The following is a 25,386-nucleotide window of genomic DNA, read 5'->3' as shown; positions in this document are numbered from 1 at the left end:
AAGGCCTACAGGTCTCCGACGATGAGTTTCAAGCGCTCAATATCAAACCCGGTAAGTTTCATGGCGATTGGAACTATACGCTTCTTCCTCGCTCTTAATCGGTAACTTAATTCTTGCCCATGCCTTACTCCCGATCCACAATTTGATCTCACTATTCGTGACCATTTCTTTGTTGATTATCAACTCGCAGCAGATCGTCAGTTAATGGACTGGCAGCAGACACCACACTCCGGCTTAGCGCTCATCGTGTTACTCGATCAGTTTCCGCGCAACATGTTCCGTGGTGATCCACGTGCCTTTGCCACCGACCCGCTTGCTCGTGAAGTCGCAACCCACCTGATCCAGCACAACCTTGATCAACAGCTACTTCCAGTCGAGCGCAGTTTCGTCTATATGCCGTTCATGCATAGTGAAGTGCTCGCTGATCAGCAGCGCTCGGTTACGTTGTTTCGTCAGCTCGCGCAAGAACGACCATATCTCAACTCAGTTTCTTACGCACTGAAACATCAAGAGATCATTGAGCGCTTCGGTCGCTTTCCTCACCGTAATGCCGTACTTGGTCGCTCTTCAACACCAGAAGAAGTCGAATTCCTCCAACAGCCTGGTTCGTCGTTCTAGCCCTCGCAACTTCACCAAACTCCTCCTGTCTATAAATTTCACTTGCAGTCGCAGAAAAAGCACATTAAGAGTGAAAGGGCATCCCCGTGGTGGGGAATAAATTTTTGGGTCTAATAATTTTTCTATAAGCAAAGGAGGAGGATTTATGCGTCGTTATATCGTATCCACTTTTCTGGCCGCGACTTTGGCGCTCCCAACGGTTGGCCGTGCTGCAACAACCTGGGAGATCGACCCCGCCCACACCAGTGCAGGGTTCGCCATTCGTCACTTGATGGTCTCTACCGTGCGCGGCGATTTTCGCAAAGTCTCTGGCAAAGTGAACCTCGATGAACAGGATGTCACGAAATCAACCATCGAAGCTACAATTGACGTTGCTTCCGTCGACACCGGGATCGTCAAACGTGATGATCACCTGCGGAGCCCGGACTTTTTTGATGTTGCCAAACACCCAGCCATGACTTTTAAGTCGAAAAAAATCCAGAAAGGGAGTAGTGACGGCAATTACAAGATCACCGGTGACCTGACGCTCCACGGTGTTACAAAGGAAGTGGTTCTAGATTTCGAAGGCAGCCTTAAACCCGTCAAGAGCCCGCAAGGAAAGACCATCATCGGCGGCATGGCCACCACCAAAATTAACCGCAAAGACTTCGGCTTGACCTGGAACGCGGCATTGGAAACCGGTGGGGTCGCTGTTGGTGAGGAGGTCACCATCACTGTCGACATTGAGCTGACGCAAGCTGCGGCAACCGCGGCAGTCACTCCAGGCACTGTTTCAGAAGCTGCACAGAAAACGGTAGAAAAAGCGGCTGACAAAGCAATGGACAAAGCGGCAGGCGCAGTCGTGGACAAAGCAATGGACAAAGCGATGCCGAATCCGCTGGGAAGATAACCTCCCGCATCACTTCACGCGAGGGTGCGTTCATGCGCCCTCGTTATTTTTCTCCTCCTGAACTCCCATTCCTCGCGGTGGCCCCAACCACCCTCTGCGCCGAAAGTAAATCAACTGCCCGAGCGCGACCGCCAGCATCAACACGAGAGCTAGAGGGTAGCCAGCGTACCACTTTAATTCGGGCATGTTCCACGGAGACTCGGTATCGAAGTTCATGCCATACACTCCCGCAATGAACGTCAACGGGATGAAGATCAGAGAAATCACTGTGAGTACACGCATGATCTCGTTTGTACGGTTACTGACCATCGAGAGGTACATGTCGATCAAATCCGAGCCCAGTTCACGATAGGTCTCAAGCAGATCAAGAATCTGCACAGCGTGATCATAGCAATCGCGCATATAGAGGTGGGTTTCATTTGTCAGCACCGAGTTTTCACCCCGCAGCAAGGCATTGAACGTTTCTCGCTGCGGCCACATCGCACGACGCAAGGTCAACAGGTCACGCTTGATACTATGGATTCGTGCCACCGTATCAACTTGAGGATGCAGCAAAATCTCATCTTCAAGTGTCTCTAGGCGCTCGCCATACGCTTCGAGAAGCGGGAAATAACTATCGACAATAGCGTCAAGTATCGCATAGACGAGATAATCATAGCCGGCATCACGAATGCGACCACCTTTCTTGCGAATGCGCTCACGAATCGCTTCCAGACAATCGCCTGGTCGCCCTTCTTGAAAGGTCAAGACGAAGTCTTCGCCTACGAATAGGCTAATCTGTTCTGTCTCAAGTTGTTCAGCAAGGTACACTGCGCGAGCGACGATAAAGAGTTGGTCATCGTATTGTTCGACCTTCGGGCGTTGGTGCACAGTGACGATATCTTCCAACGCTAACCGATGCACATTGAAAATTTCCCCTAGTGCGTGGATCGTCGCGGCATCGCCAAGCCCTTCCACGTCCACCCACAGCACCGGACGTTTCCCGAAGAATTCTCGCACCCGCTGTGGATCGCTGACCTGTTGCTCAAGGACATCACCTGGACCATACGCCAAGACGCGAATAGTAGGAGCTGCCGCTTCGGGGTGAACAATGACACTGCCAGGTGGCGTTCCTGGTGGGACAAAGACATACGATTCACGGCGTTTGTGTTTCTTGTGTTTGTGTGTTCTCTTCATTCCTGCCACACTTCAGAAAATCTCTACATACATATTAACCAGAATGAGTTACGGATTACCATGTTTTCTATTTCTCGACCGACCACGCTAGACGTGCAACGGTTCGTTGCCGCCCAACGGCACCTCCCCCATTCTTATAAAGAAGTCGGAGCAACGCAGCATACGCTGCCATCCGGTTATGACATTGACCACAATCGGATGCTGCTCGGTAGTGGCAAAGGGACCTTTGTCCGCGCGCAGAAGGCACTGCAACACTGGGAGATGTTCAACCTGCGGTGGCTGTCGCTTCATGAACCGACAGCGCCAATTGCTGTGGGAACCACAGTGGCCGTGCTGGCACGCGTCTGGAGTTTATGGATCATGAATGCCTGCCGTATTGTTTACGTCATTGATGAGCAGGGCGACACAGTCACGTTTGGTTTCGCGTACGGTACCCTGCCTGGTCACGCTGAACAAGGAGAAGAACGATTCACCGTACTCTGGCATCATGCCGATGACTCGGTCTGGTACGACATTCTGGCCTTTTCCCGTCCCCACTATCGGTTAGCACGATTCGGGTACCTGTATGTACGGCACCTGCAGCGGCGGTTCGCACGAGACTCCCTTCAAGCTATGCTCGCTGCCTCACGATGACGGATCACGCCGCTCAAAGCCGGACAGCAGCAAAAATCCAAGCCCAAGCCAAACGTTCAGGCTCGCTAACCGCGTATACCGCTTGTGTAGGCGATCAAATTCATCCCGAGCGGCTCGCGTCGACTCTTCAAACTTATCAAAATTCTGAATCTCTACGGTGCGCAAATGCTCCATCCGGTTCATCAGCGTGTGTCCGTAATAGGCAAACGCTATCACCATCAATGCCATCACAACGGTTTTTAGCACCCGCAGAGTTGTTCGCTGCTCTCGTTGGGCAAGAAACACAAACGCTGCCAACGCCATAAAACTCGCACAGATCATCTCCATGAGGTTGATCCGGTGGAGTACTTGTGCCGTCAGCTCCCCCGCCAATGTCACACTCGGTACGCCACGAAACACTGGCCGCGCAACCGCAAAGCCAAAGGTTGCCAGTGTTCCGAGCCATACTCCAGCACCAAGATTCTCAAGAAAAAAAAAGAAAGAATTCACGAATCGTTTCATGATGTTTTTCCTAGTATGTGTCGCAGGGTATCGCCTAAATAGGGATGACGGAACGGATACTGGGTCATCAGCAGTTGACGTGGTTCAATCCGCGCACTGGACAGCAAAAGATCGCTAGCCATTTCTCGCCCCAGGGCCATGCGTAGGGCAAAGGCAGGAGTCGGGAGCAATGTGGGGCGGTGAAGAATAATGCCCAACACTTTCGTCAGTTCACTGTTCGTGATCGGATATGGCGAGACAGCATTGACGGCCCCTCGTAATGCGTCCGTCAGCAAGACGTGGTGAATGATACCAATCAAGTCGTCGATCGATACCCAACTGACATACTGCCGCCCAGAACCAAGGGTACCACCCACACCAAGTTTGAACGGTAAGAGCATCTTGGTTAACGCCCCGCCTGCACCACTCAGCACCAGACCAATGCGGAGATGGACGACCCGAATACCTCGCTTGTCCGCACTTTCTGTTGCAGCCTCCCATGCCTGACAAATGTCGGCCAGAAAATTCTCCCCAGGCGTGCTGCCTTCATGCAAAAGTTCATCGCCTCGGTCGCCGTAATAGCCAACGGCTGAGGCACTGATAAAGACCTTTGGTGGTAGCACCAGGCGAGACAGCGCATCACTGAGTACTTTGGTTCCGCGTACCCGACTCTCGCGAATACGCGCCTTGCGCTCTGCCGTCCAACGTCCGGAGGCAATATTCTCACCAGCCAGGTGGACGACAGCATCCATCCCTTCAAGGCGGGTCAAATCCGCGACTCCCCGCATCGGGTCCCATTGCACCTCAGATGCGTCTGGACGTGGCTCGCCACGTACCAAACGAATGACCTGGTGTCCCCCCGCAGTGAGAAATGGAATGAGCACCGATCCGACGAGGCCGGTTGCACCGGACAGAAGAACCTTCAACGGTTTGGTCGCGTATCGCGTATGAGCGGCAACATCACCAGCCGTTATCTCATGACGATAGCGAAACAGCCGCTCAAGTTTACGACGCACGAACCTGTGACCGCTCTTATGACCAAGCTTTCCGAGCGGCAGTTTGTACTCGATGCGGTCTTCAAGAAAACACGCAGTTGGTCCATCGGGTTCAAAGCGGTGCGTATGCTCCCAGTGGGGAAACGGCCCTTCTCGCTGGATATCGCGAAACTGTCGACCTTCTACGTAATCGCGATGCTCTGCCACCCATTTTTGTGACACCGGGCCCAGATGCATTCGCAACACGAGGCGGTCCCCGTTCTGAATGCTTCCCGTCCGTTCAACCACCTCTACCGACTCCCAGGGTGGCGTCAGACGCTCAAACGCACCAGGTCGCGCGTGCCAGCGAAACACTTCTTCCGCTGGAGCATTGATCCGAGTGCGGTAACGAAACTCTTCTGTCTTCATGATGAGGTCGTTTTAGCATTCCCCATCTCCTGTCGAGACTACCCCCATGCTTTACTCGCGCGAGCGCGGAATAATTTTCAGAATTATCGGTTGTCCCTGGCGCACGACACGTACTTCTGCGGGAACCCCAATTTTGAGGCCATCGAGAGCGTAGGTATAGTCGTAAATGTTCTCGATTTTTCGTCCTGCCATCTCGATGATAGTGTCACCACCAGTCATTCCTGCCAGGTCTGCAGGCCCACCTTTCACCACACCCGCAATTTTGACTCCGATCGTGTCACCGGGAGTGTAATCAGGAATGGTGCCAAGATAGGCGCGCACGGCGACTCGTCCGACTGTTGTCGGTGGTTTTGTGGCTGCGACATAATCTGGTGGGTCAGTACGCGTCGCCAGCGATTGCGCAAGTGCTGCCATGAAACGACTGATTTTGGCCGCTCCCTCGCCATTGATTTTTTCTGTGGTATCACGGGGAGTGTGATACTCGTCATGGGCACCGGTAAATGCGCTCAAAATTGGTACGCCTTTAAGATAGAAAGCTGTCGCATCGGTCGGTAGATAGCTGTCCTGCTGAAGTGTCACAGCGAGATCAAGTGGTGCCGCAAGCCGCTCGACTTCTCGCACCCACAGTGAACTTGAGCCCACTCCCTGCAACACAACAGCATTCTTTAACCGCCCGATCATGTCCATGTTGAGATAGGCACTTATGCTCGGAGTGAGAACGGCGGACTCAGCCCCGGAGCCAGACAGGGTGCGTACGAAATGATTCGATCCCAGCAGTCCCAGCTCCTCTCCCGACCAGGCGGCAAAGATCACGTCACGTTGTAAGCGCAACTCGCCTTTTCCTTTCGCTTCAGTGAGCGCTTGGGCAATTTCAAGGAGGCCCGCCACACCAGACGCATTGTCGTCAGCACCATAATGAACTTGTCCTTTTTCTTCTTCTCGCGCGAGCGAACTCGTTCCTTCTCCGCGCCCGAGATGATCGACATGGGCACCAACAACGACCGCGGTTTTCCCTGGGCCTTGTCCAGCAATCAGCCGCGCAAGCACATTTCGTCCGCTGCGCTTCTCCTGCACGACGTCGATCACAACTTCGAGACGTACCCCATCGATGACGAATCCAGAGGCGCTCATGCCTGAGTCGAGGCTCGCTTGCAGATCGCCAAGCGTCTTACCACTGCCTTGAAGGAATCGTTCCGCCACAGCATCACTGACAGAGATAGCTGCAATGCTGCTCGTCGACATTGACGCGTCAAAAGACAATGGCACTAATTGTTCTTTCACTTGTGACTGTGGGCCACTGACAAAAATGATCCCACGGGCACCTTTGTCGCGGGCGATCATGGTTTTGTACCGTAGACTGGCATAGCGATTGAGGTGCTGTCGAACCTGTGGAGAGACACCTTCTGGCACATAGCGAAACACCAGTACCCATTTGTCGTTCACGTCGAGGTGCGCATAGGAATCATAGGCTCCGTTGCCCTCGGCTGCGGGCGCAACGATTCCATAGCCGGCGAACACCACATCTGTCGGGTCGATAGCGCCCACCCTCGACGAAGACAGAGGCCGCCACTCGCTATTCACTGTCCAGGTCTGCTCGCCACTGCCTGAACGCATCGTTAGTTGATTGGCAGTTCCCAGCGAGACACCACCAGTGAACTGGAAGGTTTGAAAATAGGTGCCATTATCACCGGCGGGCATGAGGCCGAGCCACTGAAAGATCGACGCGACATACTCCGTTGCGCGTCGTTCTCCTTCAGTACCTGTGAGTCGTCCTTCCATTTTCTCCGAAGCGAGAGTGTCCAGGTGAATACGTAAACCGCGCGTGTTGATCGGCGGGAAAGCCGTCCCAAGCTGCGGCGCGGGAACAGGCTGGTCCTCCTCCGCAGTCGTCACCTCAACTGCTCCGGCCAAGCCAAGCTGCTGACGTGCCGTTGCATCATTCCACTCAGCGAAAAAGATTTGGGGACGTTTCTGGATCCCACGGGCGCTACTCCAGGTCAAGCGCTTTCCATCTGGCGAGAAGGCTGGTAACCCATCGAAGCCATCGGTGAAGGACACACGCACGGGTGTGGAAGCCCCGGCAGCATCGACCATGTACAACTCAAAGTTCCGCATTCCTTCACGATTGGAGGCAAAGATGAGATAGTCACCAGAAGGGTGGAAATACGGCCCCCATGACATCGTGCCAAGTTGTGTGATTTGGGTCTGCTCGGAACCGTCAACATTCATGGTGAAAACTTCTGCCGTCGCACCATCAAGAGAAAAGCGGCGCCAACAAATCTTGCGCCCGTCCGCACTAAAGAAGGGACCACCGTCGTATCCTGGCTCTGTCGTCAAGCGTCGCACCTGCGTGCCATCAGCCTTCATCAGATAGATATCCATCTGTGAAGACGGATCGCGCGCAAATGTCTCCTGGTCCTCGACCGAGAGCGGAATGGTATACGCGTGGCGATTAGAGGCAAACACAATGAGTGACCCATCTGGTGACCACGAGGCTTCAGCATCGTACCCGCGGGTTTTGCTCAGATTGACCATCTTGCCGCTGGCGAGGTCAGTTTCAAACAGCTCATACTGTTCATCAAAGTCCCATGAGTACCGACGCTCTTGCCCGGAGTTGCGTTGAGTCAGTTCGGCTTTTTGCTTCTCTGCTGCACGTGGGTCAAGATGCGTGGAAGCAAAGAGAACTTTTTTCTTTGTCGGATGAATCCACGGACAGGTGGTTTTTCCAACTCCAGGAGAGACTCGTCGTAGGCTGCCCGAATGCAAATCAAGAAGATAGATCTGGTAAAAAGGATTCCCAGGCTCGCGCTCGCTCTGAAAAACGAGCAGTGATCCATCCTGGCTAAAATAGCCTTCGCCAGCACGTTGCCCAATAAACGTGACTTGCCGGATATTGCTAAGGAGTTTCCCTTCTTCTGCTGAGCTAGCAGTCTCCTCTTTTGTGCCTCCAGCAAGACCGTGCTCGGCAGTGACAGGTGGATGACCAGGAGGGAGTTGTCGAGGCGGTGTCGGTGCAGTCTGCTCGTGCACTGGCGGCGTTGAGGGTGGCTCCACAGACTTCTGGCCTGGTATTCCGTCGGGCGTTTCGTTTCGTGTAGGCTGCGAGCGCGTCTCTTCCGCGGGTGGCTCGCCTTGCGTCGCTGGGCCAGTTTGTTCTTCTCTAGTCGAAGGAACGACACGTTCCTCGGGTCGCGTCACTGACGGTTCGGCAACCGGCGACTGTTCACGCTCGTCAGATGGCAACGAGGGCTGCCCCTCAACGTTCGTCGCTGGAGCCGGCGGGGCTTCATAGGGAAGATCTTGCTCTCCGAGCGGCGGAGTACGAGGAAACTCATCCGTTGTTTCCGGAACGTCAACCTCGCGCTCTTGCGCTGGTAGGCGGAAAGGATCTTCGGACTTTGGCTGAGCCCCAACGAGCGAAAGCCAACCAAACAACAGGCCGCCACATAGATAACCGAGAAGAATTCTCCGCCTGAACCCAAGACTGCTGATGAATCGCCACAGGGAGCACTTTCGCTCCCCACCTCCATCCCTCTGTCGCATTCCGCTCCCTTTCCTTAACTTACCCTTCACTGGGTTGCTCCGCTGAGGCGGGCGGCACCGACTGTTCTTTGCTGGTCGGAGGAACAACCCGTTCGCGTTTACGCCATAGCCCATTGGTACTGAAACAATCCCATCCCCAGCGTAACCAGCCGATAAGTGCCGAGGCTAACCACAAGGCCCAGGCCAACATCGCGACGCGATACGCCCACACTGGCAATGAAAATACCCATCCTTGTGGAACGATAGCGTCAGCTCGGTCTTGATACCAGTGCAGGAAAAGATTGCTAGAGCCATTGCCAAAGATGCGCATTTCGGGTGTTCCCATAAGACCGCGCTGCACGATGAACAGGACCGCTCCAAGAGCAAGAACAGTCAAGATAATCACTACAGTCTGGACAACATTAAACACAAGTGGTCGCGTGGTGGACGGTAAACGCTTACGCAGTTCAAGCGCAAACAGCCATCCCACAAACAACAGTACGATCTTAATGAACACCACGCTAAATCCAATGCCGAGCAAGATCCAGTGGTGGGTTCGCAACGGCGTCATCGGAATCCGTCCGAGGGCAATGGCACCAAGGAGAACAACAAGTGCTGCCGACCAAAAGAGCACCGCCGGACCGAGTTGTGGACCGCGACAAAATAGTGTCCAGCGATCATGCGGCATGTACATTTGAAGAGACGCGTTAACACTATTGCTCCCAAGGTCAACCTGCGGGGTCGTATAGGATGTAGCAATGCCACTCGCTTGTCGCCAAGTCATATTCACATCTTGTGCGCCCGGCGTGAGCGGCACCGTCACGGCCCTCCCTTCCTGGCGAATCGCCTTCGGTGTTCCTTTGATACTCACCGATTGGAGTGTCGCGCCTTCTGGCAGCGTGATGCTATGTTGTCCGCCACGACTGCTACGCAGTGTCATCTGCAAGGTCACTTCCGTCGCACGCCGTCCAGGGTAACTTGCAACAGGCTGCTATCGATCGTCAGCGTTTGCCCTGGCACCCCTTCAGGTCGGGCGATTTGTAGGGCGACCGTTTCTCCTGGCCACGGACGCCACTCCGGGAACCAATGACCAGAAGACTGATCACTATGGTGAATCACCGGAATACCGCTGGGTGTCACCCGCCAGATCGGACTCACATCGAGTTTCCAGATCTCCACCCAAGAGGTAGCGCTTGGCGCTTGCAATGTCAGTTGCGTACGCGGCTCCAGCACCGACGACCATGCCAGTTCCGTGTCATTCGGTGACATGTTGATTAACGCCTTGCCAGACTCGACACGTACGCCGTCCGTGGTGACAGACTCGCCCTCAAGTAACGGGATTTCCGTCACTACTGCCGCACCCCGTGGAGACACTCGCAACACTCGTGTTTGCACTCCCCAAGTGAGGCCAAGTTGTAAGATACGTTCGACGCGAATGAACGGCGGTAAGGTGCCCTGTTCCAATGTTGCTGATGCCTTTGAGGCGTCACGCTGCACACGGCGCAATTGGAGCTGCTCTTCCGCAACTCCATCCTCACGAATGCCATCAACTTCCCATCCAACTGCTGAAACTTGTACGAGATACGGATGCAATGGCAGTGACAACTCGATGTTTTCTCGACTTGGCAAAGGTCCTTCCATCAGGACTTGATGTTGCCCCTCGGGAACCGCGATCCACAGTTGATCACCAGTACGATTCATCGCACGCGCCGGAGTCCCGTCGAGTAGCACTGTCCGCGGCAACCAATGGCGCTGGCGACCGGGTAATGGCAGTGCAACCAGTGTTGCCGCGTGGATTTCTTGTCGTATGCGCAGCGTGTCGCCTGCAATTTCAATTTGCATGCGCGGGCTAGTCGTGCATTGCGTTCCGCACTGTGGCGGCTCCTTCGCAGTAAGTTTGTTGCGCAGTTCATTTAACAGTTCCGGTGATGGTAACGTTTGCTGGGCAAGGGCGGGCGGTGAGATTGATAAAAGCAAGAGTAAGAAAAGGAACATAGCGGTCGTCGTTGTCGGCAGTGAAGGAAGCGACAGTTTACCGTTGCGGTAACGAAGATCAAAGACACACACAAGCAACGCCGCAACCAGCAGAATGCGTAAGAACGCAAGTAACAAGTTCACTTGTGGTGAAAGCAGGAAGAAACGGATTTCCTGGCTTCGTTCGACAGGTCCGTTCCAGCTCAAGAGAAATGTCCGCCACTGCCAACGCGGCAAGCCAGGTCCGGTCTGTATGGCCGCATTGGGGTCGTATTGAGCGGGGCGTGATACAACCACACCGTGCCTACCTGGGCGGTTATATCCAGCTAAATCAGAGGCCGTTAGTCGTCCACTCATTTCCATTGCTGAGCCTGCATTGCTTACAACGTATCCACTCTGTCTTTCCCCTTGGGGAACCATTGGCTCAACGGTAGCAACTCCTGGGGCATCAGTAATTCGCGAAAGCTTCTGCATTCCCCCTAGAAAAGTATCTTGTGTTTCCCCACGCCCAAATCCTTCTAACTGCGGATAGAGCCCCCAACGAGCCTGGCGAACCATGAACGTCCCAGCAATGACGACGAGTATCAGTAGTGCGACCGCACGATACGCAAACGCAATATAGCGAGGCCAACCAGCAGGTAAGACACGCAGCAGGGCAGTAGCAATTAACACGTGCAACCACATCCACCACGGCGCACCGGTTTCATGCGTGATCAGTGCAAGAGCGACCAGTGCAACAGTACCCCACAGCCAACCCCAGAGTTTGCCAACTGCCAAAGCAATAAGAAATACGATGAACAGGTCCATCAATGTCCAGCGATCAAGCCATGAGTCTGGTATCGAATCGACTCCGGTAGCGGTTAACACACGCCAACCTGGAGGCAGATGCAGAATACCGCTCGCTTGGTGAAAGTCGTGATCCCATCCCACGGCGGGCACACGGGAACGGAGGTCTTCCAAGCGACTGTCGGCAACGAGCTGGACCTGCCCGCGCCGCAACTCCACGCCAGCCTGGCCATTTTGCTCACTTTTGGTAATAAACTGCTCTTGCCCATCGACGGCAACACGGCCAAGGGAACCGGGCGCAAGCAAGTCTAGCCGCCAGCCGCGAGTCATCGTCCCAGCAATGGAGTCTTGCACAGTATAGCCACGGCCATCAAAATCGAGCCACCATTGCCGTTGCAGGGTCAGTTGGTCGGGTGCTGGTTCAGGATCGCCGCGTTTCTTTTCGGTCAATTTCAGGGTTCCGCCCGCTTTCATCATATAGGCAGGAAAAGAACGCCACTCTGGCGGCAGTGTGGTTTGTTGTGCGTCGATGGCGGAAGCATCATCGAGCGTCACTTGCCGCAAGTGTGGTTGTGCCTCGAATACCCACACCTCCTCTTCTGGCCACTGACCTCCAGTCACTGCTGGTAGAGGGATCATCGACACTACAGCTCCTGTGTGACGAGCAACCAACGTAACCGTCCACTGCCCGGCTCGTACTTGAATGCGGAGCCGTCCGTCAGGTTCGAGTCGAGCCGGAAGAGAGCTCTCGAGCGACAGTGGAATATAATCGGCAGAAATGGCCTGCCCGAGTGTCACCTCGCGTTGCTTGCCTGACACTTGCAGATCGATTTGCGTCGCGATGACGAGTGGAATACTGTCAGTGATGCGACGGTAGACTTTCAATTCAAGGCGATCCTCAACTTTCTCCTGCTCGGCAACACCTTGACGCAGCCATAGCCTGCCATACTCATCAATTTGCGGGAAATCGATGACGACGTTGTCAACGCTTAACGCAATCAAACCCGTGAGTATGGGGATACGCAGCCCTTGTGGTAACGTATCCCAGAGAAAGACTCCACTCACAGTATGAAGCCCAGGCTGAACGCGAACTTGCGGAGAACCACCCTCCTCACGAACGACCACAGGTTTGCCATCAACTTTGACTTCTTGTGGCCAGTGATCACGTTCACCAGGAAGGGTAATCCAATCCTCAACAAAAACCTGCCAGTGTTGAGAAAACTCTCCTCCTCGCGCATTGAGCTTCAACTCCAGCCGCGTCGGCCAAATGCAGACCGTTCCTCCTCCAGCAATGCCAGAATGTATGGGACAGTTGATATCTTTGTGTCCGTGGAGTGCCCACTTGATCCATGTACGTAACGGTTCAGGAACATCTTGTTGCGCAAGTGGAGCAGCAAGACTCGCGGGTACACTCGCCAGGAAGCAGACCAGAAACAGCAGCACTCGAACCATAACCGTCCCCCTTTATGACATTCTCATTCTATAGTTCCTCCACAGCGTGTGCGATGCTATACGAGCACCTAGAGAGGAAACCACAGATGTCAACAGTTTCTCAGTTCAACCCCTTCGCTCCCGAAACGATTGAGTGCCCATATCCGTTCTATGCAGCGATGCGTCATGAAGCACCAGTGTACGAAGTGCCAGGAATGGGATTCTTCATCGTCAGTCGCTATGAAGACCTTCAGTTTGTTTTGACTCATCCTGAGTTATTTTCTTCAAAAACCGGCCCAGGAGTACGTAAGGAACCACCTCAAGAGGTGCTTGATATTTTGGCGCAAGGCTGGATGCCGGTCGCGACCTTGCTCACCAATGATCCACCCGCGCATCGTCGTTTCCGCGGTTTAGTGAATAAAGCCTTTACCCCACGCCGTGTCGCCCTGCTTGCACCAAGTATCACAACGATTGCCAACAATTTGGTGGACACATTTATCAAGACTGGCACGGTCGAGCTCGTAGAACAGTTCGCGGTGCCATTGCCACTCACTGTTATTGCTGATGCGCTCGGCGTGCCGCGAGAGGACTTACCGAAGTTTAAGCAATGGTCAGACGATTCGGTTGCGCCGTTAGGAGGTATGATTAGCCACGAACGCGAGTTAGAGTGCGCGCGCAGTACCGTTGCGTTCCAACACTACTTCGCAGCGAAACTTGAGGAACGCCGCACCAACCCACGGGACGATATGCTGACCGATTTGCTCAATGCCCGACTCGAAGGGGAAACCCCACTCAATATGGGCGAAATGTTGAACATTTTGCAGCAACTCCTGGTCGCGGGCAATGAAACCACCACCAACCTCATTGCCAGCGCCATGATGCTGTTGCTACAGAATCCGATGCAGATGGAGCATATCCGAGCAGATCACTCTCTGATACCAAACCTGATCGAAGAGGCACTCCGCGTCGAGTCCCCAGTCCAGGGGCTCTTTCGCATGACAAAGGTAGAGGTTGAGATTGGCGGCGTAAAGGTACCGGCGAATTCACGCTTAGTGCTCATGTATGCCTCGGGAAATCGTGACGACGCTCAATGTCCTGAAGCCGCGCAGTTTGATGTCTGCCGAGCGAATGCGAAAGATCACTTAGCGTTTGGTGCCGGCATTCATTATTGTCTTGGGGCGCCGCTCGCTCGTTTGGAAGGCAAGATCGCGTTTGAAACGTTGCTCAACCGTTTGAAAAATCTTCGCCTAACACCAGGGAAGAATACCTTTGCCCACACGCCGAGTTTCATCTTGCGAGGATTACAGGCGTTACATGTGGAGTTTGAATAAAAACAGGCCATAGGCTAAATCGGACCACGAACATTCGTACAGGTGGGGTAGCACTTGCCAGCGTTGATTCCCGTGCGCGTGGCGCACGCTACGGCCTCTCCGGCGACAACCCAAAGTGTACCCATCTCGTATGGTTTGATTTAGAGGCGACAGCCTCAAGCCTCTAGCACCGTGTCTCGCAAGTTCATCAGCGGTAAAATCGTAGGGCGCGTCGCACGCGCCGGTCAGTTGGCGCGCTTCGCACGCCCTACAACTGCGCATGAAGTTATGAGATACGGTACTAGCCTTTCCCCGTTCGCCATCTTGAATCCCCACCATTTGCCTCAGCTTTTAACAACGCCTGTGCCGTTTCAAGTTCTTGCTTTTTCTCGGCGTCCACTGGAGGAAACGCAAGGTTCAATCTCTCGAGCGTGTCGGCAATAACCTCTGCCACCGCAAGACGCATGAACCATTTGTGATCCGCCGGAATCACATACCACGGGGCATGGTCAGAACTGGTGTTGCGAATCATCTCTTCATACGCTTGCATGTACGTATCCCAGTACTTGCGCTCTTTCACATCCTGCAAAGCAAACTTCCAGTTCTTCTCCGGTTCTGCGAGCCGATCAAGGAACCGCTGTTTCTGCTCTTTTTTCGACACGTGCAGGAAGAACTTGCGGATCACCGTACCGTTGCGAGACAGATAGCGCTCAAAGGCGTTGATGTCTTCGTAGCGCTCTTTCCAAATGTCTTTCGAGACCAGCTTCTCAGGGAGTCGCTGTTTGGCGAGGATTTCCGGATGCACTCGAACTACCAGCACTTCCTCGTAGTACGAGCGATTGAAGATACCAATACGTCCACGCTCAGGAAGGCAACGTGTCGTGCGCCACATGAAGTCATGGTCGAGTTCCTCAACCGATGGCGCCTTGAAGGAATAGACCTGGCACCCTTGCGGATTCACTCCTGACATCACATGTTCAATCGTGCTGTCTTTGCCTGCTGCATCCATCGCCTGAAAAATCAGCAGCAATGCCCACCGATCCTGGGCGTAGAGTTTCTCCTGATCCTCGTGCAGTCGTGTAACGCCTTGCGCCAATGCCGCTTGGGCCTTTTCTTTCGACTTGAGCCCATTGGTATCGGCACAATCAACGCCTTTCAGGCGAAATTGCTTACCATTTGTGATACGAAAGGCCTTTGCTAAGTTGCTCTCCTTACCCATGAGGACTCCCTATTTTGCGTCATTGTCAAATCCACGATCCACAATCGCCAATCCGCAATTTATAGATCGACCCCTTTATGTTGCCCACCGTCGACGATGACATGGGTCCCGGTCACCCAACTCGCCATCGGGCTCGCCATGAAGGTAACCACACGAGCGACCTCTTCAGGCTTACCAAAACGACCAAACGGAATCGATTTGCGCACCTTCTCAAAATAGTCGGGCATATTTTTCTCGACACGATCCCACGCACCACCTTTGAAATAGATCGATCCCGGCGACACCGTATTCACACGAACCCCTTTCGGCGCCAAGGCTTGGCCCAGATCGTTGGTATACGCCACCAGCGCGGCTTTGAGTGCGCTATATGAATTGGGTGGACCAAAATTTTCTACGGCAGCCGTCGTCCCGATAAAGATTACACTGGCTTCGCCAGACTTCTCCAAGAACGGCGTTGCTGCCTCGATTGCTCGTACTGCCCCCATCATGTCAATCTGAAAACTGCGTTCCCATCCTTTTTCGTCGACCCCAACCATTGCACTCACATTGTGAACGAATACATCGAGGCCTCCGAGCGCATGCGCGGCTTCAGTAATAAAGGCCTTGTAGTCAGTCGCGTTGCTGACATCGACAGCTTTTGCCACAACCTTTCCACCTCTCACTTGCAGTTCGTCGGCAGCCTGTTGGAGGCCCTCAGCTTTACGCGCACAGATGGCAACATCCATCCCTTCGTCGAGAAAGAGTTCAGTGATAGCGCGACCAATGCCGCGGCTCCCACCAGTGACAATCGCCTTTTTCCCTTTGAGTCCTAAATCCATCCTCGGCTCCTTTCTTCCAAGTCAACGGTTCCCGTTGACTTCAGCTTCCTTCAGGTGCTAACTGGAGACAAACTCGTCGAAGGAGGGTCTACTATGGTGTATCTACAGGCGTCGATCAAGTTGTACCCTGGCAAACAGCAGGACTTCATTAACTTGCTTAACTCTTTGATCCCTGTCGTCGGTAAACATGGCTGGAAACTAGTTGGGAGTTACGCCACATTTGCAGGACGTCTCAATACAGTCGTTGACCTGTGGGAACTCCCCAATCCGAATGCACTCCAAGCGGCGCTCTCTGATCCAGAAATGCAAAAAGCCGGCGCTCGCATCAGCGAGATTGTCGAAGACGAGACGCTGACGATCCTCAGCAAGTTGCCGATTGGATGATGTATTCACAGTCAGTCGTCCACTGTGTTGAGCATCTGAAGTTCTAAATCGGACCATGAAAGATAAGTACACTCGCGCTGTCACCCTGAGTGAAACGAAGGGTCTCTCCGAGAGATTCTTCGCTACGCTCAGAATGGTACGCTTTGGAGTCTGGAATGTAACGTGTACGAATGTTCTCAGGTCTGATTTAGGGAAAACGTCATACCCGCAAAAGCGGAATCCAGGAAGATGAGATCGTTACCACTGCTTAAGATTTCTGGATGCCCGCCTGCGCGGGAATGACGAGCAAGGTTTCTACCAATTCAGGGGAACCTTCTTCCGTATCGCCATCACCGCCGTCGTCCAACAACGTGCACCAGCAGCAAAAATCCTGCAGTACAGGCGTACATGAGGGCAAAGTCTGGTGCAGCCATGAGACCAAATTTGTTTTGCACGCCCGCAGGAGTGAGCGTATAGGCGTGAATCAGTCCAACTGCAGATAAGATAGCCGCCACGGACGTCCATCCAGCCGCACGCAAAAACTGGCGCTCGATCACAAATACGAGAATCGCGGCTAACACCATCGCACTCAGCAAAAATCCTTGATTCAACGCAATCACCCCATGAATGTACAGGTCATTACCAAAGGTCGGTACGACCTCAAAGAGTGACTTGCCAGATTTCCGCACACTCGTTTCGATCAGTAACAATGCCCACGCCGCCATTGATGGGATCAAGCCAAAGGCGACAGCAAGCGCATGGTGTTTCGGTACTTCTTGGAAGGCCTGCGCAGTAATGATGATGCCGATCCATAAGAGGATGCCAAGCATCGCTTCGATCGGGACAATTTGCAGCACCAGGGTAATTCCACCTAGCAGACACAAAAGCGTGATCACGGCACCGTTGAGTACTGAATAACCGGCACGTGCGCCCATCGCTTTCCACGCGGGATGGCCAATGTAAATGGTTGTCGGAAAGGCACTGCCCAAGAATGCGGCGGTTAGACTCCCGATACCGTTAGCCAACAAGGACGGTTTGGTTTCGTACCGATCTCCTGCGGCTTCCGCACTCTCTAGGTTCTGTAGAGAGCCGATGACGTTGAACAACCCCATAGGAAAGATCACAGCCAGATACTTCCACCCCATGTCACTAGTGAACAAGGCAAAGACATCACTCGGCACCGGTGTCGGCACATGAACAGCGAACGTATACGGATCTGCGATTGGCGTGAAAGACGGAAAACCGAACACGCGCAACAGCCACGCTAGAGCCACACCTGTCATTACGGCAAGAAAACCTCCCGGCAGGGTAAACAACGATTTCATTCCTGCAGCGTAGGTGACGAGAATCATCATCATCGGCAGCAGTGCGATCATCGGTGAAGCAAAGATCTGGAAAATGAACCCCATGGCAATGAACGTAATCGCAATACCAGCCAGCGCAGCAAGTAGTGCTGCACGGGGGGTGTTCTGCCGTATCCAATCACCGACAAAGGCTCCGGCTGTTTCCATGATCCCACTGAGAAAGCACGCAAATAACCCGGCCTGCCAGGCCAGCGTCACATTCTGCGTTTCCTGATAGACCGGCCCCATAATCAGAAATATGTAGGCAAACAAACTGGGGGTATTGATACCGTAGGGTAACGCCGTCACATCATCACGACCAGTGTGACGCATCAGTTCACGGGCCTGCCATGAGTAAAAGAGATTCCCCAACAAGAGAGATACCGCAGCTCCAGGTAGGACTTTCCCGATGATCAGTTCCGGCGGAAAACCACAGACGACTTTGCACAGCACTGCGACCAACATGAGCTGTAGCAGATTGTCGATGAAAAGCCCAAAGAAGCCGTCGATATCACCGCGGACAAACCACGGAGGAGCGGGCTTGGAAGCTTAAATTGGGACTTGGGAATTGAGAGATGCCGATGTTGTCATCGGCGCGGCATAGTAGCGCGTGCAGGGAAAAGGGTCGAGGACCGTGCGGCGCGAACCTGGAAATCCCCTGGAGAACATGCCATGCTGCGGCGCAAAACCTCTGACAAAGAGGAGGAACTCTATGCTTCACAATGATCCGTTTGAGTCCTGGCTGTTTCACAGGAAGATGAAATGGTTACCCTCGCACCCCCTTACCGAACAACAAGCGAAAGTAAGTGCAGCATTAGATCGTCTTACGGCATTTTTAGATAATCCACCGCCAAAACGCGCCCTGAGCGATCTTGGGCTCTGGGGTTGGAACGGAGCAGTTTCGCTTAACCCAACAGATGTTCCTCGTGCCCAGGAACTCTATCGCCGGGTATTCCTCACTGGTGGTACTGGAAGCAAGCATGTGCAGGAAACACTACTGGATTTGCTTGCAGCGACAGAAGATCCCACATCAGTTCCCTTCTGGAAAGAAATGTTGGACTTGAGTCGCCCCCGCGATCACTTTACAGGAAAACGTCGCACCTTTGCACTTGCGGCTCTGGCGCAACTCCTGGCGCAACGAGATGCACCAAGCGCTTACGAGGCACTCCAACAAGCCGCCCACCATTCTCAGCCAGAGGTTCGCGCCCTCGCAGTGCGCTATCTGGGCTTGGCCTATCTTGAAACTGAACGTCCAATCCCGCTGGAACTCCGGCACGATCTGATCCAGATCGCCACGCACGATAAAGCTTTCGAGCCCCGTTTCCAGGCACGCATGGTCCTGCGTAACGCTGAGCAACCGGTTCCGCAAGAGCATCCCCACGGCGCCTACGATTTCAAAGTCAAGTTCATGCGGGACAAAGGTATCTTTCGCACAATCGCTGTGCGCGCAAAACAAACGCTCGACGATCTCCACTTTGCGATTCTACGCGCCATCAACTGGGACGCTGATCACCTCTACTCGTTCTTCATGAACGGGCAATTGTATGATGCCAGGTACCAAATCAGTTGTCCGCAGGATGAGGATGCCGCGATTTGGACTGACGAAATAGAGATTGGCAACTTAGGCTTAGTAATGAAACACAAGTTCCTCTACTACTTTGACTATGGCGACAGTCACAAGTTTGAAGTCGAAGTGGTGGGTATTCACCCAGATATCCAGCAGGGGAAGTATCCGCGCGTAGTGGAGAGCAAAGGCAAAGCCCCGGCACAGTACGGCTGGGAGGATGAAGACAACGATGAGTGGGAAGATAAGTGATGATTGAGGGACAGCATCAATGGAGGCTTGGGAGAGCAAGATCACAAACCGCGATAGATCAAGCCCTGCTTCTTCCTGTCAAACATGTACTATACCCGTGAAGTGAACATCCATGGGGACGCTCCTGGATTCCGGGTCTCGCGTTGCTCGCCCGGAATGACGGGCTGCTCGTTTTCGTCATTCCCGCGAAGGCGGGAATCCAGCCCGGATTATTCACGAAGTGCGAAACAAAGGGGTCATGTCGGCTAAGCTCATAAAAATCCTATTGTTTTGCTATGAAGGCTATAGCGATAGACCAAGTTGATTCTGCACACTGCGATTTACGCATTACGTGAAAGAACACCCTAAAGGTCCGTCTCAAAAAGAGTTTTCTCTCACAAGCCAAAAATTCATGAATAATCCGGGTCCAGGTCCATTTCAGCCACTCACCAAACCTGGAAATTTCCTGCACAACGTGTCATGCTCTCCTACAGAAGAGCAAGGTCCCACACACGGACAACACCGTGTGAACCTTGCGGGGGAATTGACCAATGAGCGAGCCGGGGAATTATCGCTACGACGTATTCATTAGCTACAGCCACGTTGATCGAGGCTGGGTGTGGGGTGAACTTTTGCCGCGACTGGAACAAGCCGGGTTGCGGGTGTGTATTGACGACCGCGACTTCGAGATTGGCACTCCTAGTTTAATCAACATGGAACGAGCGGCAGACAGCAGCCGCCGAGGCGTTGCAGGAGATCGATAATCCCTACGTGATCGGCGTGCCACTGACCGAACAGCAGGAAATCTTTGTTGGCCGAACAGATATTAGCGCCCGGATTGAACAATTACTGCTCGACGGGCGGCGTCCACCCCTCCTGCTCTACGGACAACGACGCACTGGCAAGACCTCATTGCTCAACAATCTTGGCCGTCTCTTACCCAGTACGATGATTCCACTCTTCGTAGACCTGCAGGGAGCAGCAATCGCAAATGACCATACAGGTCTGTTATTAAATATCGCACGCGACATGGGCAAGTCGTCCGACGCTCGACGAAACCTCAAACTCCCGCAGTTGTCCCGTGAATCCTTGCTCAACGATCCGTTCTCGCGCTTTAGCGAATGGCTCGATGAAGTTGAGCAAACCTTAGGACAAAACGTCGGACTCCTCGCGCTTGATGAATTTGAGGCCTTAGAAGATGCCTTGAGCAAAGGGAAATTCGATGAAACAGCCATCTTTGGCATTCTGCGCAATCTGATTCAGCATCGCCCACGTTTCAAAGTTTTGCTGGCTGATTCGCATACTTTTGAAGAATTGCAACGTTGGGCCAGCTATCTGATCAACGTCCAAGTTGTGCAATTGAGCTACCTCAAAGAGACAGACGCTCGACAATTGATCGAGCACCCGGTCAAAGAGTTTGTCCTACGTTATGAACCTCAGGCAAGTCAACGCGTCCTAGACCTCACACATTGTCATCCATTTCTCGTCCAACTCTTATGTGCCGAGATTGTTGCTCTGAAAAACGAGCAAGATCCTTCTATTCGTCGTTTAGCGCATCTCAGAGATGTTGAAGCCGCTGTGCCGGAGGCTTTGAGCCATGGCAGCCTGTTCTTTGCGGACATTGAGCGTAATCAGGTCGATGCAGCAGGGCTTTCTTTGCTCCGTTTCGTTGCGGCGCAGGGAGAAAATGCGATCGTGAGCAGAGAAGTCTTAACGCGGCAGTTCTCTGACAATCTGGATCAGGCTTTAGCCTTGCCTATGAAGCGTGAGCTGTTTGAGCAGATAGATACTGGGTATCGGTTTCAGGTGGAGTTGATTCGGCGGTGGTTCGTGCGGTAGGGGGCGTAGTTTGAGCCCCTCACCCTAGCCCTCTTCCGGTGGGAGAGAGAATTCAGACAGATGCCGGAAACACTTTGCTTATTCCGGCCTACCCGTTTATTCGTCGCTGAATTGGGGCAGTATGTAGGCCGGGATAAGACCACAAGTCGTTCCCGGCGTTACCGGTTCACTGCGAAGCAGGAGCAGCAACCAGACGAGCACTGCGCAAACCTGCCAGTTGGTTCACAACCAAAGAGGTCAAGACGACCAACCCACCAAGGAGTGCGGTGTCGCTCGGTCGTTCCCCAACCCCTAACCACACCCATAGTGGCCCAAGGATGGTTTCAAGCAGAGCCAACAGACCAATTTCGACAGCCGTCAGGTGTGGAGCCGCCAGTGTCATAAGTACACATCCCATCCCCAATTGAAACGTCCCCATCACTGCGAGTATTCCAACATCATGCCACGAGGCGGTGAGTGGCCAGCCCATCAACAAGGCGATAGGCATGGCAATCAAGCCACCGAGCAGTATAGTAGGAACCATATCCACAGAAGCTCCCATCTTGCGCAAGATGATGATATTGGCACCAAACGCGAGCGGAACACCGCACGCGAGAAGATTACCGATCAACGATCCAGGTGAACCAAAGGCATCGGCAAACATCAGCGCGATGCCCCCCAGACTGGCCATCATGGCAATCGTCGTGCGACGTGAGACATGCTCATTGAGAAAAAACCAACCGAGCAGTGCAGCAACAAGCGGAGTGATACTCGACAAAAATAAGGCATTGGCCACGGTAGTCCGTACCACGGACGAAATAAACAGGAAAAACGACAGGGCAAGAAAGGCGCCAGCCCATACCCCTGGAAAACCGACAGCTGTCACATACGAGAGTGTCCGACTCCCATAGCGGACAATCAAGAAGATGCCGACGAACAGTGCCATAAATGACGCGCGCCAGAAGACAATCTCCCACGCGCTGGTTATGGATACTGACCGCACCAAAATCCCGCCACTACTCCAACACAGGCCAGCAGCAGTCATCAACAATAAACCTTTCAGCCGATCTGTTTGCCCGGTCATGACATGCTCCCTCGTTGTTTGCAGAAGGCACACTGCGGGATTCAGCTCACAAATACAAGATCCAGCAGGCGCGGTTCACTTCTCCCTTTCTCCACGATATAGGAAAGATTCAAAAGGAGGACGATATGAAAATCAGAGGAACTTCCCACATCGCCATTGGCGTCAGCAACATGGAACAAGCGTTACGTTTCTATCGCGATCTCTTAGGACTGCGCGTAACGCTCAACGATCCCAATGAAAATCCTGGGGGACAATTGTCGAAAGTCTCAGGGCAACGCACTCGTCACGGTGTGTATCTGCGTTGGGAAGATGGACCAGATGCCACGTTCATCGTGCTTTCCGAGGACCGTCCCACCGCAGGCGAGCCCCTGAAGTTGAATCAGGTCGGGATCCATCACTTCGCGTTTTGGGTCGATGATCTGGACGCGACGTTCGAGAAAGTGAAAGCCGCCGGAATACCAGTGGTGTTGCCACCAACAACCTTCGATGCCATCGCGTATGGCGAAACGACCGGGGGAAAAGTGCGGACGACGCTATTCAAAGATCCTGATGGAACGGTGATTCAGTTGGATCAGCGAGTATAGTAGTCAGTAGTCAGTAGTCAGTAGAGAACACAAGAAAACCGTGCTGGCTACTTCTGCTCTTATGCTGGCTCCTGACTCCTGGCTACTCTTTTTCTCTGCGGTTTCCTACATTCTTCACTGCATAGTAACGAAATCCCCCACCCGATGTCCAACCAACGATACGACTCACGCCCCCGCTATCCTTCCCATCAACGACTCTCCGCAGTCGCGGGAGGATGTGCGTCTGACAGTGCTTCCCAGATTCGATCATGATCCATTGTCGTCTCATCTTGTGTGCAACCGCACCGGTTGTTCCAGACCCAGCGAAAGCATCAAGAACCCAGTCACCTGGTTGGGTCGCCATACCAATAACGCGTTTCAGTAACGCCTCCGGTTTTTTACCGTTGGTAAAATCGACACCGCCTTCATCGCCAAGTCCAGTGGTTTTAATGTCTTGCCAGAAGTCGCCAGGATGCACGGTCAAGTAATCATCCGCGAAGAGCAAGCGAATACGGGGCTGTGCCATGCGTGCGTTGTAGTCTCGTTTGATGACATACAAATTGTGTTGCGGGGTCTCAATCGTAAAGGCCGCGGCGTATGACCGTAGCGACGTTTTCTTTTGGTCCGCCAGACGCTTTGCCAGCGCGGTCGTTGCACAGGTACGCACGATACGCCACGCGTTTTCCTGCAGCCATGTCTCTGTTGGTGTCCCAGTGTGTTCGCGCTGGTACACCTCCTCTGCAGCCAGAAAAACAAACTGCGCGCACAGTGCGTCTGCCTGTTGCACCAAAGCAGGGGTGCGTTGTTTGTTGGCGATGATGTCTTTAAGCAACGCAACCTCAGCGCGACTGACGTTGTCTATGACCGTGCGGTACTCCGCATCCCACGCGCCTTTCGCAATCCGTTCAAGCTGGAGACCGTGAATACCAGACTTTCCAGCGAGAATCAGGTATTCTTTGAGGCGTGCAATCCCTCCTCTTTTCACAACCTGAGACATTTTCACCCCGGTGGGTTCGGCCATTTTGACGACAATGACCTTGAGATTACGCTCCTGACAGATCTCCATCATCAAGAGATAGAGGCGGGCAAACTCGTTGTCATCGATCTGAACGGTAAGAAAGCCATCATCGCGCAGCAGGCTCCACAAGAGCTGCAAGCGCGGTCGCATCATTTCGATCCAACGTTCATGACGCAGCCCATCACGATAATGGACAAACGCGTTACCAGTATTATATGGCGGGTCGATGTAGACGCACTTGATCTTCCCGGTAAATTCCGTCGTCAAGGCGGACAGCGCCGGCAGATTGTCACCACAGATGAGACGATTGTCGTAACAATCCGAACTGAAGGAAGGATGCGATGACCGATACGAATGGGCGGGATCTTCGATTAAGGACACAGAAGGAAAGGTCTCGGCAGTCTTCATCTCATGGACGGCTCTCTTTCCTCTCTGTATCGCTTATCTGAGCTTAGAGGTCTACCCCTGCAGCGACTTGTCCAGCTCCACCAACTCGCCGAATCAGAATACGCGCCACAGGATTACGCCAGTCACGTAATGCCGGAGTGAGGTTTCCTACCCCATGGATGCCATTGTGAATATGAACAAACCCTTCCCCTCCCCCAGGATGACCGCCACCTCCGGCGCCACCACACTCAGTAATGGATGGACCAAAGAGTGAGGCACAGAGTTCATCATTCCGTTCACTACCCGCATCATAGGCTGGAACGAAAAGTGAGACGACATTGTCACCGGCGGGTCCAGCAATGCCATTCACGGCGATGAAGGCATCGTTCGTCGGAATCAAGGAAGAGACAAGTGTCAACTGACTGAAAATGGTTGTCGTTTCAACCGTCATGGTCCACGATTTTCCCGGATCAATCAGTGTATTCGTGGGTGATGCTGCCGCAATCACCTCTTTCACTTCCGGTAACCCAGCAAGTTGAACCCCGAGGGCATTCGGGCTCGCATCTTCCACTAAAGTGGCAAATTGCGGACTGACTTGCTCGCCTAAGGCGGTGGCAGGAAACAACTTACCGCAATAGTGATTGACCGGAGTGGAGAGCCTCTGCACAAGAGCAGGGATGAGAGACGAGACCATTGTGTGCTGGCTTCGGTCTAAGTATCGAAGTCTGGTCGAAGAGCTGGATGAACGCGGGCGAC

The 25,386-nt window shown here is 53.5% G+C and carries 20 protein-coding genes and 1 pseudogene; 9 read left to right on the top strand and 12 right to left on the bottom strand.

Annotation, left to right across the window (positions count from 1 at the left end; genetic code table 11):
• Nucleotides 1-153: 153 nt before the first annotated feature.
• Nucleotides 154-618, top strand: coding sequence for a DUF924 domain-containing protein (locus FJ147_15300; protein MBM4257252.1), 465 nt, complete (start codon nucleotides 154-156; stop codon nucleotides 616-618).
• Nucleotides 619-763: 145 nt separating this feature from the next.
• Entirely contained in the window at nucleotides 764-1,507 is a 744-nt protein-coding gene (locus tag FJ147_15295) for a YceI family protein (protein ID MBM4257251.1), read from the top strand.
• A 30-nt stretch (nucleotides 1,508-1,537) separates the two neighbouring features.
• Here the strand turns inward: FJ147_15295 and corA are convergent, their stop codons facing one another.
• The gene (gene corA / locus FJ147_15290) at nucleotides 1,538-2,683 is read right to left on the bottom strand and encodes a magnesium/cobalt transporter CorA (protein ID MBM4257250.1); all 1,146 of its coding nucleotides are present in this window, start codon (nucleotides 2,681-2,683) and stop codon (nucleotides 1,538-1,540) included.
• A gap of 60 nt (nucleotides 2,684-2,743) precedes the next feature.
• Here corA and FJ147_15285 point away from each other — a divergent pair, with 60 nt between their 5' ends.
• A complete protein-coding gene (locus tag FJ147_15285; protein ID MBM4257249.1) occupies nucleotides 2,744-3,316 on the top strand; it encodes a DUF1990 domain-containing protein in 573 nt (190 codons plus the stop codon).
• Here the strand turns inward: FJ147_15285 and FJ147_15280 are convergent.
• From FJ147_15280 to FJ147_15260, 5 genes are read right to left on the bottom strand one after another with little or no spacing between them, the layout of a single operon-like run.
• Entirely contained in the window at nucleotides 3,308-3,817 is a 510-nt protein-coding gene (locus FJ147_15280; protein ID MBM4257248.1) for a DUF4149 domain-containing protein, read from the bottom strand. The genes FJ147_15285 and FJ147_15280 overlap by 9 nt on opposite strands.
• Nucleotides 3,814-5,199, bottom strand: coding sequence for a TIGR01777 family protein (locus tag FJ147_15275; GenBank protein MBM4257247.1), 1,386 nt, complete (start codon nucleotides 5,197-5,199; stop codon nucleotides 3,814-3,816). Before FJ147_15275 ends, FJ147_15280 begins: the two co-directional genes overlap by 4 nt.
• Before the next feature lie 51 nt (nucleotides 5,200-5,250).
• Nucleotides 5,251-8,856 (bottom strand): M28 family peptidase, encoded by a 3,606-nt coding sequence (locus FJ147_15270; GenBank protein MBM4257246.1) that lies wholly within the window; start codon nucleotides 8,854-8,856, stop codon nucleotides 5,251-5,253.
• Nucleotides 8,762-9,661 carry a hypothetical protein gene (locus tag FJ147_15265; protein MBM4257245.1) on the bottom strand — a complete coding sequence of 300 codons (900 nt, stop codon included), beginning with the start codon at nucleotides 9,659-9,661 and terminating at the stop codon, nucleotides 8,762-8,764. The genes FJ147_15270 and FJ147_15265 overlap by 95 nt, the downstream gene beginning before the upstream one ends.
• 8 nt (nucleotides 9,662-9,669) lie before the next feature.
• Complete coding sequence (locus FJ147_15260) at nucleotides 9,670-12,933, bottom strand: hypothetical protein (protein MBM4257244.1); 3,264 nt, start codon at nucleotides 12,931-12,933, stop codon at nucleotides 9,670-9,672.
• Between the two features lie 86 nt (nucleotides 12,934-13,019).
• Here FJ147_15260 and FJ147_15255 point away from each other — a divergent pair, with 86 nt between their 5' ends.
• A complete protein-coding gene (locus FJ147_15255) occupies nucleotides 13,020-14,243 on the top strand; it encodes a cytochrome P450 (protein ID MBM4257243.1) in 1,224 nt (407 codons plus the stop codon).
• 280 nt (nucleotides 14,244-14,523) lie between these two features.
• On the opposite strand, the gene FJ147_15250 is transcribed toward FJ147_15255, so the two are convergent.
• Together FJ147_15250 and FJ147_15245 are read right to left on the bottom strand one after the other, a co-directional pair.
• Nucleotides 14,524-15,441 carry a polyphosphate kinase 2 family protein gene (locus FJ147_15250; protein MBM4257242.1) on the bottom strand — a complete coding sequence of 306 codons (918 nt, stop codon included), beginning with the start codon at nucleotides 15,439-15,441 and terminating at the stop codon, nucleotides 14,524-14,526.
• A gap of 59 nt (nucleotides 15,442-15,500) precedes the next feature.
• On the bottom strand, nucleotides 15,501-16,259 hold the full coding sequence (locus tag FJ147_15245; GenBank protein ID MBM4257241.1) for an SDR family oxidoreductase: 759 nt from the start codon (nucleotides 16,257-16,259) through the stop codon (nucleotides 15,501-15,503).
• 93 nt (nucleotides 16,260-16,352) lie between these two features.
• Between FJ147_15245 and FJ147_15240 the strand changes: the two genes are divergently transcribed.
• A complete protein-coding gene (locus tag FJ147_15240; protein MBM4257240.1) occupies nucleotides 16,353-16,643 on the top strand; it encodes a hypothetical protein in 291 nt (96 codons plus the stop codon).
• 329 nt (nucleotides 16,644-16,972) lie between these two features.
• Here FJ147_15240 and FJ147_15235 read toward each other — a convergent pair whose 3' ends face one another.
• A complete protein-coding gene (locus FJ147_15235) occupies nucleotides 16,973-18,475 on the bottom strand; it encodes an NCS2 family permease (GenBank protein ID MBM4257239.1) in 1,503 nt (500 codons plus the stop codon).
• Between the two features lie 124 nt (nucleotides 18,476-18,599).
• Here FJ147_15235 and FJ147_15230 point away from each other — a divergent pair, with 124 nt between their 5' ends.
• From FJ147_15230 to FJ147_15220, 3 genes and pseudogenes are all read left to right on the top strand, one after another.
• Complete coding sequence (locus FJ147_15230) at nucleotides 18,600-19,781, top strand: hypothetical protein (protein MBM4257238.1); 1,182 nt, start codon at nucleotides 18,600-18,602, stop codon at nucleotides 19,779-19,781.
• Nucleotides 19,782-20,311: 530 nt separating this feature from the next.
• Nucleotides 20,312-20,524, top strand: a complete 213-nt coding sequence (locus tag FJ147_15225; GenBank protein MBM4257237.1) for a TIR domain-containing protein — start codon at nucleotides 20,312-20,314, stop codon at nucleotides 20,522-20,524.
• Nucleotides 20,511-21,599: pseudogene (locus tag FJ147_15220) on the top strand (ATP-binding protein). The gene FJ147_15225 and the pseudogene FJ147_15220 overlap by 14 nt, the downstream one beginning before the upstream one ends.
• A gap of 166 nt (nucleotides 21,600-21,765) precedes the next feature.
• On the opposite strand, the gene FJ147_15215 reads toward FJ147_15220, so the two are convergent.
• Nucleotides 21,766-22,662, bottom strand: a complete 897-nt coding sequence (locus tag FJ147_15215; protein MBM4257236.1) for a DMT family transporter — start codon at nucleotides 22,660-22,662, stop codon at nucleotides 21,766-21,768.
• A 125-nt stretch (nucleotides 22,663-22,787) separates the two neighbouring features.
• Between FJ147_15215 and FJ147_15210 the strand changes: the two genes are divergently transcribed.
• A complete protein-coding gene (locus FJ147_15210; GenBank protein MBM4257235.1) occupies nucleotides 22,788-23,246 on the top strand; it encodes a VOC family protein in 459 nt (152 codons plus the stop codon).
• Nucleotides 23,247-23,328: 82 nt separating this feature from the next.
• Here the strand turns inward: FJ147_15210 and FJ147_15205 are convergent, their stop codons facing one another.
• Together FJ147_15205 and FJ147_15200 are read right to left on the bottom strand one after the other, a co-directional pair.
• On the bottom strand, nucleotides 23,329-24,651 hold the full coding sequence (locus FJ147_15205) for a site-specific DNA-methyltransferase (GenBank protein MBM4257234.1): 1,323 nt from the start codon (nucleotides 24,649-24,651) through the stop codon (nucleotides 23,329-23,331).
• A 43-nt stretch (nucleotides 24,652-24,694) separates the two neighbouring features.
• The gene (locus FJ147_15200) at nucleotides 24,695-25,324 is read right to left on the bottom strand and encodes a hypothetical protein (GenBank protein ID MBM4257233.1); all 630 of its coding nucleotides are present in this window, start codon (nucleotides 25,322-25,324) and stop codon (nucleotides 24,695-24,697) included.
• Nucleotides 25,325-25,386: the final 62 nt, after the last annotated feature.

It is taken from the genome of Deltaproteobacteria bacterium, from assembly GCA_016874775.1.
Taxonomy (GTDB): Bacteria; Desulfobacterota; Binatia; order Bin18; family Bin18; genus VGTJ01.
Note: the sequence above shows the minus strand (reverse complement) of the source record. Positions and strands in the feature narration are given on the sequence as shown.